The sequence below is a fragment of the Candidatus Nitrotoga sp. BS genome, assembly GCF_927797785.1.
Taxonomy (GTDB): Bacteria; Pseudomonadota; Gammaproteobacteria; order Burkholderiales; family Gallionellaceae; genus Nitrotoga.
Window position 1 is genome coordinate 36200 of sequence record NZ_CAKMLL010000030.1, and the last position, 13865, is coordinate 50064.

General features: G+C 47.0%; 10 protein-coding genes. All 10 read left to right on the forward strand.

Annotated elements, in window-relative coordinates; all coding sequences use genetic code 11:
- Nucleotides 1-33: 33 nt before the first annotated feature.
- Nucleotides 34-1374, forward strand: a complete 1341-nt coding sequence (locus tag MJ769_RS01935) for a glycosyltransferase family 4 protein (RefSeq protein ID WP_239234167.1) — start codon at nucleotides 34-36, stop codon at nucleotides 1372-1374.
- Nucleotides 1375-1406: 32 nt separating this feature from the next.
- Nucleotides 1407-2624: a protoporphyrinogen/coproporphyrinogen oxidase gene (locus MJ769_RS01940; protein WP_239234168.1), complete on the forward strand. Its 1218-nt coding sequence runs from the start codon at nucleotides 1407-1409 to the stop codon at nucleotides 2622-2624.
- Between the two features lie 44 nt (nucleotides 2625-2668).
- Nucleotides 2669-3307 carry a glycosyltransferase gene (locus MJ769_RS01945; RefSeq protein WP_239234169.1) on the forward strand — a complete coding sequence of 213 codons (639 nt, stop codon included), beginning with the start codon at nucleotides 2669-2671 and terminating at the stop codon, nucleotides 3305-3307.
- Nucleotides 3300-4337, forward strand: a complete 1038-nt coding sequence (locus MJ769_RS01950; RefSeq protein ID WP_239234170.1) for a lysylphosphatidylglycerol synthase transmembrane domain-containing protein — start codon at nucleotides 3300-3302, stop codon at nucleotides 4335-4337. The genes MJ769_RS01945 and MJ769_RS01950 overlap by 8 nt, the downstream gene beginning before the upstream one ends.
- Nucleotides 4334-6334 (forward strand): hypothetical protein, encoded by a 2001-nt coding sequence (locus MJ769_RS01955; protein ID WP_239234171.1) that lies wholly within the window; start codon nucleotides 4334-4336, stop codon nucleotides 6332-6334. Before MJ769_RS01950 ends, MJ769_RS01955 begins: the two co-directional genes overlap by 4 nt.
- 298 nt (nucleotides 6335-6632) lie before the next feature.
- Nucleotides 6633-8588, forward strand: a complete 1956-nt coding sequence (locus tag MJ769_RS01960; protein ID WP_239234172.1) for a hypothetical protein — start codon at nucleotides 6633-6635, stop codon at nucleotides 8586-8588.
- 582 nt (nucleotides 8589-9170) lie between these two features.
- The gene (gene gmd, locus MJ769_RS01965) at nucleotides 9171-10256 is read left to right on the forward strand and encodes a GDP-mannose 4,6-dehydratase (protein WP_239234173.1); all 1086 of its coding nucleotides are present in this window, start codon (nucleotides 9171-9173) and stop codon (nucleotides 10254-10256) included.
- Nucleotides 10257-10266: 10 nt separating this feature from the next.
- Nucleotides 10267-11277 (forward strand): GDP-L-fucose synthase family protein, encoded by a 1011-nt coding sequence (locus MJ769_RS01970; protein WP_239234174.1) that lies wholly within the window; start codon nucleotides 10267-10269, stop codon nucleotides 11275-11277.
- A 38-nt stretch (nucleotides 11278-11315) separates the two neighbouring features.
- Entirely contained in the window at nucleotides 11316-12257 is a 942-nt protein-coding gene (locus MJ769_RS01975) for an NAD-dependent epimerase/dehydratase family protein (protein WP_239234175.1), read from the forward strand.
- A 155-nt stretch (nucleotides 12258-12412) separates the two neighbouring features.
- Nucleotides 12413-13774 (forward strand): glycosyltransferase family 4 protein, encoded by a 1362-nt coding sequence (locus MJ769_RS01980; RefSeq protein WP_239234176.1) that lies wholly within the window; start codon nucleotides 12413-12415, stop codon nucleotides 13772-13774.
- Nucleotides 13775-13865 lie beyond the last annotated feature (91 nt).

A 13865-nucleotide genomic window follows, 5' to 3' on the forward strand; every position in this document is an offset into this window, starting at 1 on the left:
ATTATCAAGAAGTATTAATGAGAATATTCCAGAATGAAAATCGTTTTTTTTGTCCATTGCTTTTTCCCTGACCATTTCTATGGTACAGAAACCTATACTCTAGATTTGGCTCGTTACTATAAGGCCAGTGGACATAATGTAACTGTCATTTCCGCAATTTTTCAGGGTGAGCCGCAGGCTGTAGACTTGGTGACGAAATACGAATATCAAGGTGTTTCTGTAGTCTGCATCGACAAAAACCGGCTGCCACATTCTCGCGTCAAAGAAACCTATTACCAGCCCGAGATGAGGAGTGTGCTGGAAAAAGTGCTGCGTGATCTGCGACCTGATCTGGTTCATGTTACCCATCTCATCAACCATACGTCCGCCTTGTTGGAGGTAACCAAGCAACTGGGTATCCCCACTTACGCCACATTTACCGATTTTTTCGGCTTCTGTCTTAACAATAAACTTGAGGCCGCTGATGGCGAGCTTTGCGGGGGGCCATCACCATCGCGTACCAACTGTTTGGCTTGCTATCTAAAGGATGCATCACGTAGTGCTCATGCAAACTCATGGATGCGGTGGGCAACTACGTCCTTTTCCGCACAGTTAATTGCTACGGGGGCCAACTGGGCTAGGCGACTGCCGACATTGAAAGGTGGCCCAATTGACGGACTTGTTGAAGACATCCTGCAACGACCGGATTTGCTTTCTGGTCTGTATAACGGAAGCTACATTGGGGCTGTTGCACCTACTCGATTTTTAAAAAAAGCTTACGCAAACAATGGAATAAATGTGCCGATCCATGACATCTGGTTTGGGGTTGATATTGATCGCAGTCAGAAACCAAAAAGAGGCAAGGGACACAAACCAATAATTGGCTTCATCGGCCAGATTGCTCCCCATAAAGGCACCGATCTCCTTATCAAAGCATTCAAGCGCCTGCCGCGCAATCATGCTGAACTTCGTATTTATGGGCCATCTGACCAAGACCCAAGCTATATGAGTAGCCTGAAGGTGCTAGCGACAGGGCACGATATTCATTTCATGGGTACTTTTCCTAAAGACGCCATGGCCGATGTTCTGCGTGACATGGATCTCCTCGTCATTCCATCTCGCTGGTATGAGAATAGTCCCTTAGTTTTGCTGAATGCTCTCGCCACTCATACACCTGTATTGGTTTCGGATGTTGCTGGTATGACGGAGTTTCTTGAATCGGGCCGCAACGGATACGCCTTCGAGCGGGGAAATGTTGATCACCTTGAGCAATATCTCAGTGAGCTAGTCAATAATCCTGAGAACCTCTATTCTCTAGCAACCAAAACAGAGTATGAGAGAACTCCAAATATAATGGCAGAAGAAACACTGGCGATTTACGAACAACATTTTTAAGTGGCACCGGATAGAAAATAGAAAGGCATGGTATGAAAAAAGTGAAATACCTGATTCTCGGGGGGGGGCCGAGCGGGCTAGCTCTGGCACATTCCCTAATTGATAGAGGGGTGCCGCAAAATCAGGTAGTGCTGCTTGAAAAAGAGTCCACGGTTGGAGGCCTTTGTCGCTCGGAACAGGTGGATGGCTCGCCACTCGATATTGGCGGAGGTCATTTCTTGGACGTTCGCAAGACCGAAGTCCTGGATTTTCTTTTCAGATTTATGCCCAGGGAAGAGTGGAGCAGCTTTGATCGCATCTCCAAAATTCGTCTTCGTGGGCAGGAAATCGATCATCCACTTGAGTCCAATTTGTGGCAATTCAGTAAATCAGATCAAGTTGATTATCTTGAATCTATTGCCCGTGCGGGTTGTATTCGCGGGGAACTGATGCCTGAAAAGTTTGCAGACTGGGTAACCTGGAAACTCGGTGATCGCATCGCAGAAGAATACATGCTTCCCTATAACCGCAAGATATGGTCGATGGATCCCGCCATGCTTGGCACCTACTGGCTCCATAAACTGCCTGACGTATCATTTAGAGAAACACTCCGAAGTTGTTTAGAAGGCCGTCCTTTTGGTGCACTGCCAGCGCATGGAACTTTCCTTTATCCGAAAAACCACGGATACGGTGAAGTTTGGCGGAGGATGGGAGATGCCTTGGGAGACAGTCTTGTAATCAATTGTCCGGTTCAATCGATTGATTTGGCAACGCACACGGTTAATGGTCACTGGCAAGCGGAATCGATCATTTCAACCATCCCATGGACACTCTGGCCGGGATTCTGCGATATTCCGCGCGAAGTTTTACAATCAATCAAGCAGTTGAGCGTAGTTGCAATTGATGTTGAATATGTGCCGGATACCATGAATAACCCGTCACACTGGATATACGAGCCAGACGAAGCTATTCCTCATCATCGCTACTTGCTGCGGTCGAACTTTTGCACGAATGCGCGAGGGTACTGGACTGAAACCAACGCTTTACGTTCTCGCCCAACGACAGGCTTTCGCCACCATAATGAATTCGCTTATCCAGTAAATACCCTCGGTAAACCGAAAGCAGTCGCCCATGTGCTTGCATGGGCCGCAGGACATGGCGTTTTAGGCATCGGCCGCTGGGGAAAATGGGAGCACATGAATTCAGACATCGCCGTTGCGGAAGCCATGGGTGAAGCTGCCCGCATTACTTCTGAAATAACTAATAAATGAAAATATCGTTGTGCTTGATTGTCTGGAATGAGCTCCAGGGTTGCATGCTGGATGTGCCTAAACTTCCACGGGACGCGTTTGACGAAATTTATGCTGTTGATGGTGGCAGCACAGATGGAACGGTCGAATATTTGCAGTCGCAAGGCATCACTGTACACCGTCAACCAAAACGAGGATTGAATGCGGCCTATGTGCATGCAAATGATGTCTCTAATTGCGATGCCGTGGTTGTTTTCTTCCCTAAAACTACCACGCCAACCGAAGATCTCAGAAAATTTCGCCCCCTGTTTGAACAGGGCAATGAACTTATCGTTGCCAGCCGACAAATCGCTGGTGCTATCAATGAGGAAGACGCGGGGCTCTGGCGTCCCCGTAAATGGGCGGTGCGGGGGTTGGCATTGCTTGCCGCAGTTATGTGGCACAAAGAAGGTTGCTGGGTCAGGGATGTACTCCACGGCTTTAAAGGCTGGAAACGCAGCGCTTTTTCGCGCATGAAAATTCTCGACTACGGATTGTCGATTGATATAGAAATGGTTGTGCGCGCATATAAATTGAGAATCAAGCGTACAGAGTTCCCTACCACAGAAACAGCGAGAAACTACGGTGAGACGCATTTTAAGATATGGCCCACCGGGAAACGTCTGCTGGGATATCTCTGGTATGAGATTCGCCGCAATGACTAATCAGTCTGCCACTCTGGCCGTTGTTAGACCACTCTGGGCCAGGGTTCTGACTTCGGGCTGGACGAAAGCAATGCTTGCTGCAGCCGTCATCTATGCACTCGTGGCTTTCAATCGAATCGACTGGACTGTGTTTGCAGGAGTGGCGGAAAACTGGACTTGGTTGGTGCTGGCATTTGTCCTGATGCTGCCACCCTACGTTATTGTGTCATACCGCTTCTGGCTGGTTCTGCGCAACCAGGGAATTGTCACTCCATTCGCCACCGCGGTGCGTTGGACGATGATCGGTTCCTTCTTTGATATTGCGATGCCAAGTAATTCAGGCGGGGACGTGGTCAAGGCAGCGTACATCGTACGTCATGTTGGCCCGGGTCTACGTACCAAAGGAGTCATGGCGGTTGCCTTCGATCGTGTGCTCGGCTTGTTAGGTTTGTTTCTTCTTGCCGGCATAACCAGCATAGTCGGGTGGAAGGTTGTTCTGTCAATTAATAGCGGCGGGCATCTACTGATTTTTCTCATAACTGTGTGCCTGGGTACGCTGATTTTTTTTCGAATCGTTGGTTCGCGGCGCCTGTGTAATAGCCAGAGGCTGCGCACTTTTCTGGAGCGACTTCCTGCCGGTCATCGTATTTACAACCTGATTCAGTGTTTTAATGCTCTGCGGGAGAAACCCCGTGATCTCATAGCAGTTCTTGCATTATCAGTTTTGAACCATATTTGCTGGTGTGCGGCTCTTTTGTGTATCACTTATGCATTTGCTCAGTCACCGCAGCTGATTCTTGGTTTTGTTGTTTTCCCTCTTGCCATATTCAGTAATGTCTTTGGCTTTGCTGGCGGTTTTGGTGTTGGCACAGCGGCATTTGATGTGATTTTTTTGCGGCTGCTAGATATTCATGTCGGAGCAGCAATTGGTTTATCTTTTCAAATATTATGTGTTTTATCGAGATTGACAGGGCTGCCGTTCTACCTGGTTGGGCGTGAGAAGAATCTCGGGAATTTTACTTCTAACTTACCGATAAATGAGCGGATATGATTAAGAAAGACTTTACGAATATTAAGAATGAAAGCCACAGTCACAAACTTTTTCTTTACTCCATATTGGCAATTTGCTTTCTCAAACTTGTTCTGGTTGGAACGAATGAGATAATTTCCATCCCAAATGATTCGGTCAATTACGTTCGCCAGTCGCTTGACTCTCTTCGCGAGCTCGGCGCACCTGCAGGCTATCCATATTGGCTAGCGTTAAGCGCCAGCTTGGGTTTGCCGCAAAGGGTGGCTATTGAGATTCTGTACCTGTTCGCGTCAGCGACCGTGGCTTTTAGTTTGGCACGAGTGATAGGTAGATTCTTTGCGCTGATACTGCTTGGAATACTTATCTTTCTTCCGGCCACTTTTTTTCTTTTTGACCACGCTCTAAGTGACGGTTTTTTTTCCTGTCTGACACTTATTGCACTTGCGCTTTCCATCGCAGCCTTACTTGACTCAGATTCTTCAAAGCTTTTATTCTGGATGCGGTTGCTAATGCTTGCGTTTGTACTTGGTTGGATGCTGATTACCAGAAACGAAGATTATTTGGTGATTGGATGGATTATCTGGTTCGTCGTATGTCGTTTCTTTATTCAGAAACCAAATAGGCAGCTAAAGCAGGTGATTCTTGAGGCGTCATTTTGCTCGACTGTATTAATGCTCGGTGCGTTCTCTGTCGCAGGCAGCGTTTCGACCTTCCACTTTATTACCAAGGGTGTATTTGCACGAACTATTATGACGCTTCCTTCTCATATGGACTTGTTGCTGAAGCTGGCCTCTATCGAGACTAAAGCTCTATCAATCAACCGGGTACCCATCACTAAGGCCCAAAGAGAAAGCGCCTACCTTGCCAGCCCCACTCTGAAACGATTGCGGGAGCATATTGAAGACCCAAATAATATGTACCAAATCGCAAGTTTACGGGCAGGCTTTCCTGTGGGTGAAATCGGCGCAGGTTGGGTCTGGCATGTGTTTAACGATGCCGCGTTTAAAGAACTACCCAATAAAACGTTGAAGGACTTGAATGAATTTTATTTCAATACTAATCTTGAGCTAAGACAGTCATTTGAGCGTGGGATCCTCAATAAAGGGTTTGTGATTCACCCATTGCTTGGAGGTAATGTAAATGGTCTCCTGAGCCGTTTATCGGATAGCTCAAACGCAGTTTATAGAGGCTTATTTAAGTCGTACAGGTATAAGCCTGATAGCAACTTTGAGTCTAGTCTTTTCGATTTAGCCTGTTTACGACGTACATCTCTTATTAGTACGTCAGTTTATAGCGGTCAAGTGCAGGGATGGGCTATAGCAGATCGCGGTGCTGATGCTATTGCAAGCGCAGAGGTTGGCGTTTATGAGGCAAAGATGGGCATAGCCAGCACGCGTTGGTTCACAACGAATCAGATTGCCCGACCCGATGTCATTCAAGGATTTACTGCTGAAGGACTTACTGATCCAGAAGTTTTTGGATTCCATGTAATATTGCCCAAAGTTCCGGGAGATACAATAGTCATGCGCTACTTCTTATCGGATAATTCACACCTTATAACTCCTCCTTTAGTCGTCAATAAGGTATCACATATTGAGCGGGGTTCGGCAGGTAGAGTTCTTATCCAAGGCATTGACTCTAATGGTAGAAGCGAGTTGGCTACTCCGCAAAATATCAGACAAAAGTCACAAAAATGGTTGGCGGATGCATTTGAAAAGATATCTCCTGCTTTGTTGTCTGTAATCTTCGTACTGGCAATAATCTCTGGCGTTTTGCAGAAGAGAATTGTTGGGCGTGAACAGGCAGAAACTCTGTTATTAGCAGTATCAGTACTTATTGCAGGCTTGTTGATACAGAGATTTTTATTTTATACCTTGGTTGATGCCGTGGGATGGGATGTTGAAGTACGCTATCTTACTTCCGCGTTGGTTCTCATGGTTGTCTTATCTGGAGTATTGGTTAGCTATTCCTTCCACACCTACCATCGATGTATTGCTATTTTGTTCCAACGAAACTAGCAGTCCTCGACCAAAGTATTTAAGGAATAATTCTCCATAGCTTGGATCATTAAATTTAAGCGGAGTTATCTAGCAGTCTGTCGGACTTAAAGAATCTTAGCGAAAATTGAGCTGAACGAGGGTAGATTTTGCGAGCTTTCGCCTTACGGCGAAATTCCTGCTAACCCAACTTGATGATTTTGCAGGGTAATAGTTGTTCTTTTGCCCAAAGAAGCGGCGAAATATACACCGCTCCGCTCAATTTGCAGCCGATTTCCTTTAAGTCCGACAGGCTGCTAGTTATTCAATAGGTCAATGAATGAAGTTTTTTTTAAACGATAATCCGATTAAAAACGGCACGAGCCACTTACTAGTGTTGTTTATTATTTTGTCTTGTTGCATTCGACTAATGCTTGGTGGAGATCGCGATATTCTTGCGCTCAATCAGCCGTATGATGATTATTGGTTTGTGTCTAGAGCCTTGCAATGGATATACGGTGGCAATTACAGTCACATGGCATTCGCCCAGCTGCCCGTTTACTCCATGTGGTTGAAGGGAGTGTCTCTTCTTGGAATTTCAGCACGATTGGCTATTGATTTGGCGTGGATAATCTCTAGCGTATATCTCGGATATTCCGTTGCACGGTTTTTGAAATCTGTATGGCCGGGCGTTGTTATTTATATTTTCCTGATATTTCACCCGTATAGTTTCGTTTTGTTTGACCGGGCTTTGTCCGAGAACTTAATGGCCGTATTATCTGCGCTGTCGCTGGCTGGATACATTGAGCTCTGGAATTTACGAAACGTGCCGAATATTCGTAATTTGCGGCGCATCTGTGTGGTAATTGCTATAGCTCTGGCTTTCGCTGGGGCTTATCACATTCGTAAGGAGGGGGTTGTCCTACTCCCCGCGTTATTCCTTCTTGCTCTTCTGTCGGCATTTAAGCGAAATGTTTTTTGGGGTGGAATGTCTAAATTCCGTTTAGGATATCCTTTAATAGTAGCTCCACTTGTTGCAACAATATTTTTGGGGATGGTTTTGGCCGGGGCCAATTACTTACGCTGGGGCGTATTCGCTCGCTATGAACTTGCGGCGCCGGGGTATACCCGTGCTGTCAACGCCCTGAATGCGGTAGACCCAACAGGTTCGACGCCCAAGTATGTTACGGTAACGGCGCAGACAAGAGCAAAGGCCTATGCTCAAAGTCTCACCTTCTCTGAACTCAAGCCGTATCTGGATGGACCGATGGGCCAAGAAGTCGCAAGATATTCCTCCACTTTTTCTGGTGTGCCCGGCGAGATTGCAAACGGGTGGTTTTATTGGACGATTCGTGATGCAGCGGCGGCGGCTGGCTGGCATGTTAATGCATCAACAGCTGAGCGGAAATATTTCGCCATGGCACAGGAGCTGGAGAGGGCGTTTGACTCCGGGCAATTGCCAAAAAGGCGGGTAATACTGCCATTTGTCGACCCTGATGTGACTAAATGGCTTCCAGATTTACCTGATGCGTTGGTTGGCGAGGTTCGACAACTCGTGGATCCGACAGTCGCGAATCTGGCGAGCGCGCCGCCGGCGGAGAATGCATCAGCTATCCAGTACGATCACTATATTACGATTGTGGGGCGCCGTTCTCCTCTCCCAAGTTTTTCAATGGTTGCTTGGATGACTCTCCCTGCGGGTACGTGGGTTGGTCTCGGCACGATTGATTCGACTTATTCATGGCAAGTTCTTGAGGGTCCGATTCGCCCAGACGTACCAGGCGCCATCTCTTTTGCCCTTGCTTCTCCAAATGGAGGTATGCCTACGGAACTTTGGATACGTCAGGAAAATGGAAAGAAGTCGCATATTCCTCTGATTGACCTGCACGAAGGCGCGATGCGAGCCATACCGGATATTTCGGGCGCATTGATAGGAGTCGATCGATTATCCAACAGTGCGAAGAAGCACAGGGCAGATATCTTGATCACGCCAATGTCGAAAGTATGGTCTTGGTTTGGATGGATGCTCCTACCAGCAGGGTTCTTATCTTTTTTGTTTATTCGTGGTAGGGGCTTGACAAATCGGGGCACCATTCCAATGGTGGCTGCTTTGACTTTAGTCGTGATAGTCTCGAGAGTTTTTCTCTTGGCATTGCTGGATTCGAGTTCTTGGAACGGATTACAGACTCGTTACCTGCTGCCGATTTTGCCATTTTTTGTTGTGTTTGGGGTGCTTGGTATTTGGTCTGCTTTGCAATGGGTAGTGTCGCTGCGTCGTAATATTAAATATGTTTAAAAGAAGACTCTCCATTAGCAATTGTTACCTTAAACAATTTTAAAATTGAAATTTCTATCCATTGGCTTTAATTTATAGGAGTACTTTGTTTTCATCACTAAGCTGCGCTATTGCTTTGTATGTCTCATATTAATGGTTGCTTATTCAGGGGTGTGGTAAATCCGATGATTCTGAAGCTGCCAGAGAAATGCAGTAGTGTAAGTAGTGCCAGGATAACTCTGATTCAAAAAATGCAGGTCAACGCCACAATTACCAGGACAGATATGATTGGTCGTTGGTTGCAGGCACTGGTCAGGCTACAATTGAATAGCTCGCGGATGGATCTTTTAAATGACCAATGAAAGTAAGATTGTTGGCAGTGGGAAGATTGTCGGTGGCATTTAATGAGGCTAATTAACGTTACTGGCCGTCTGTCACTTGATAAAAAGCGCTTCGTGTGGAGTGGAGGCTTTATCTGGCAGAGATAATTTTTATTTATTCTGAATTTATCTTTTCTGTCGAGTATATAACTCTGACGAGCATATGAACTTAGCTACCACCTTCCGTAGTGGCGAGCATTAATTTTAAGTTGGACAAAATGATATGAAAAAAATAGCTCTGATTACTGGTATTACTGGCCAGGATGGTGCTTACTTGGCTGAATTTCTGTTAAAAAAAGGCTACATTGTGCATGGCATTAAACGTCGCACATCGTTATTTAATACCGACCGGATTGATCATCTGTATCAGGATCCGCACGAGAAAGATCGCCACTTCGTTTTGCACCACGGCGACATGACCGACTCCAGCAGCCTGATCCGCATCATTCAGCAGGTGCAGCCGGATGAAATTTACAACTTGGCGGCACAAAGCCATGTTGCGGTTTCATTTGAAGAACCCGAATACACCGCTAACTCGGATGCCTTGGGAACGCTACGCGTGCTGGAAGCAGTCCGCATCCTGGGCCTTGAAAAGAAGACCCGTTTTTATCAGGCATCCACCTCCGAACTTTACGGCTTGGTGCAGGAAACGCCGCAAAAAGAAACTACACCTTTCTATCCCCGCTCGCCTTACGCGGTCGCCAAGCTTTATGCCTACTGGATCACGGTCAATTATCGGGAAGCCTACGGCATGTATGCCTGCAACGGTATATTGTTCAATCACGAATCTCCGGTACGGGGTGAAACCTTCGTCACACGCAAGATTACGCGTGCTTTGGCGCGCATCAAACTCAGGCTGCAGGATGTCCTTTTTCTCGGCAATCTGGATGCCAAACGCGACTGGGGCCACGCCAGGGACTACGTCGAAATGCAGTGGCTTATGCTGCAACAGGACAAGCCGGAAGATTTCGTCATTGCTACCGGTGTGCAATACAGTGTGCGCGATTTTGTGAATGCCTCTGCCAAAGAACTTGGTATGCAGATCCGCTGGGATGGTACGGGCGTGGATGAAAAAGGTTATGACCACTCCGGCCAATGCATCGTCTCCGTCGATCCGCGCTACTTCCGCCCCACTGAAGTTGAAACCCTGCTTGGCGACCCCACCAAGGCCAAGGTAAAACTCGGTTGGTCACCCAAAATTACATTCGATGAATTAGTGTCTGAAATGGTGAGCGAGGATTTGAAGGCCGCCGAGCGAGATGAACTGGTCAAGAAACATGGCTATTCGGTCCTGAATTGCCACGAGTAGGAATTTGTTTATGAAACTGCAAGATAAAATTTACATAGCAGGTCACCGAGGTTTAGTTGGTTCGGCCCTTATGCGCAGACTGGAGGCAGGAGGTTATATCAACTTGCTTACCCGAACCCATGCCGAACTCAACCTTACCAATCAGGCAGAGACGGAAGCTTTCTTTGAGCAGGAAAAACCCGACCATGTCTTCCTGGCGGCTGCCAAGGTGGGCGGCATTCTCGCTAACAATACCTATCCGGCCGATTTTATCTATCAGAACCTGGCCATTCAGACCAACATCATTCGCGCCGCATACAAAAACCAGGTCAAGCGCTTGTTGTTTCTGGGCTCGAGCTGCATCTACCCTCGCGACTGCCCCCAGCCAATGAAGGAGGAGTACCTCCTTACCGGCCCGCTGGAATCAACAAATCGCCCCTACGCCTTGGCCAAAATCGCCGGAATCGAGATGTGCTGGAGCTTCAACAGGCAATACGGCACGCAGTATCTGGCTGTAATGCCAACCAATCTTTATGGTCCTGGTGACAACTATGAGCCCAACAACTCTCATGTGCTACCTGCGCTTATCCGCAAATTTCATGAGGCGAAAAATAGCAGTGCGACCAATGTCACCGTCTGGGGTACTGGGAATCCTAGAAGGGAGTTTCTTTACAGTGACGATATGGCTGATGCCTGTGTCTATCTCATGAACTTGGCTGATGACAAATTCCAGCCATTGCTTGCGGCAAATCGTAATTTTGGGCTATCGCCGGTAATCAACATTGGCGTGGGTGAAGACGTTACGATCAAAGAACTGGCAGAACTAGTCAAACAGGCGGTGGGTTACGGAGGCAAAATCATTTATGACCAAAGCAAGCCGGATGGTACGCCTAGGAAACTAATGGATATTTCGCGTACTCGAGAGTTGGGTTGGCAAGCCGGCACATCAGTCTATGATGGGATTCGCTTGGCTTACTCGGACTTTCTGGGGCGTGAATTTGAATTGACCACCGCGCCGTTGGTGGAAGCGTTGCCCTATTAGGGTAAATTTATAACTTGCTTTAGTCTGATAAGGTATTTATGAAATGCGTTATTTTTGGCGGTGGGGGCTTTATAGGCTCGGCCATTGTCGACCGTTTGTTGCGCGATGGGCATACCATCCGGATTTTCGAGCGTCCTCGCGTTGAGCCATTTCGCAAGTTTGAAGCACACGAACAGGTAGAGTGGATGGTGGGCGAAATGCTCAGCACTCATGATATGGTGGATGCGATAGATGGCGCCGATATTATTTTCCATCTAGTGTCCACCACGCTCCCTAAAAGTTCGAACGATGATCCGATCTATGATGTTCAGAGCAACCTTGTGGCAACGTTGCAGATGCTCAACGCCATGGTTGCACGCAATGTACCGAAGATTATCTTTATCTCTTCTGGCGGCACGGTATATGGTTCCCCAACGTATTTGCCCATAGATGAATGCCACCCAACGGAGCCACAGGTTTCTTATGGCATTACAAAACTTGCCATCGAAAAATATCTTCTTATGTATGAGCGGTTGCATGGAATCAAGGCAATTATCCTGCGAGTTTCCAATCCATTTGGAGAACGGCAGCGAGTTGAGACAGCACAAGGGGCAGTCGGTGTTTTTATGCATCGCGCCCTAAATGGGTTGCCTATTGATATTTGGGGCGACGGCAGCGTAACCAGGGATTATCTCTACGTCAGCAATGTTGCCGATGCTTTTGCGAAAGCCGTGAGCTATTCTGGGTCGAAAAGCGTATTCAATATAAGCTCGGGCACCGGTACCAGTTTAAATGCGCTTATTGAGTTGTTAGAGGATGTGCTAGATACCTCCATTGAGCGTCGCTATCTGTCGGGGCGGCCATTTGACGTTCCGGTAAGTGTACTCAGTAATTCTCTGGCCATGCATGAGATGGAGTGGGCGCCAGAGGTGCCATTAAGAGAGGGAATTGCCCGTACAGTCTTGTGGATGAAGCGTGAATTGGAAATGTTGGATACTTGATCCGATCTCAACATTTTTATTAAATGAAAATTATTCTTACGGTTCATCAATTTTTTCCTCAGTAGGCGGCTGATGTAAAAGTGTTGATGTACTCGGTTGCTCGCGAATAGACGAGGCGCTGGAATATGGTGGTTACAGGGCCATAAATTTAAACGATGAAAATTCTTTTGACGACGCATGTGTTTTTGCCCGAGAATTTTGGCGGGACGGAAACGCTCGTTCTAAGTGTCGCACTTGTCTTGAAACAAAGGGGGCATATTGTTACGGTCGTGACAGGCTATCCTGAAAAGGATGAGCTAGGCGACATTAATCAGTTTGATGAGTATGAAGTCGATTCCATCCGTGTTATTCGATTCAGGCATGGACGTACTGTATTGAGAGGCCAAAGCAGTGTCATGCAAAATGACTATGACAACCCCGTTTTTGAAGCCCGGTTTCGTCAGCTGCTAGTAGAGATCGAACCGGATGTGGTGCATTTCCATCATCTGGAGCGGCTATCAATTAAAACAATTGATGCATGCAAGGAAAGAAAAATACCTGCGTTTCTAACTGCAACAGATTTTTGGTATGTTTGTCCCGCACATACGCTACTGTTGCCTAATGAAAAAATGTGCGATGGGCCAGCTCACGGTGGCGCAAACTGCCTTAAGCATGTGACTGAGATATCTCAGCCAAAATGGGTAGCCGGAATCGTAAACTCCATTCCTACATATGTCGTGGAACGCATCATGTGTTATCTCAAGCGATCTAACATAAAGCCTTCAGGCAGTGTCGGCAATGTTCAGGCTCTGGCAAGAAGAAGTGAAATAATTGGAGCCAGACTCCTCCTCTTGGAAAGAATTTTTGTCGCTTCCAGTCATGCTAAAAGAATGTTTGAGACTGCTGGAATAATGGGCGGGAAATTTCGAGTGCTGCCATTTGGAATCAAGAGTCATGGATATGTAAAACGTATCCGGCAGAGAACAGATAGGCCTTTGGTGCTGGGCTTTATCGGCTCGATTTTGCCTCACAAGGGACTCCATGTATTAGTTGAAGCGAGCAAGCTTTTACCTGCGGATGCTGCTGTCAAAATAAAAATATATGGGAAATCAGCAGCTGGAGATTCCGCCTATATAAAAGGTCTGCGTATGCTTGTGCAGAATGACGAAAGAATACAATTTTACGGCACTTTCGAGAACGCGAGGATGCCCGCAATACTGGATGGAATCGATGCCTTGGTTATTCCTTCTTTGTGGCATGAGAATATGCCGTTGGTCTCGTTATCTGCTCAGGCAGCGAGTTGCCCTCTCATTGCATCAGACATTGGAGGATTATCAGACGTCATTGACCCTGGCAAAAATGGACTCTTGTTTAGCCCAGGTTCAGCATCTGGATTGGCTCAAATGATCATGCGGTTATTAGACGACCACGACCTATTAGAAAAACTATCAGAAGCCGCTGTCCGGCCTATGGATATCGATCAGTATGTTGATGAGCTTGAGCTGGAATACAGAAAAGTATTGGAGAGAAGTATCTAATGGCGCGCTTGTGAATTAACGGAACCATCTTTACTCGCTTTTGCCGCTGCATCAATGTGTCTGGTTGCATGGTAATGCGGAGCCAAAGCCG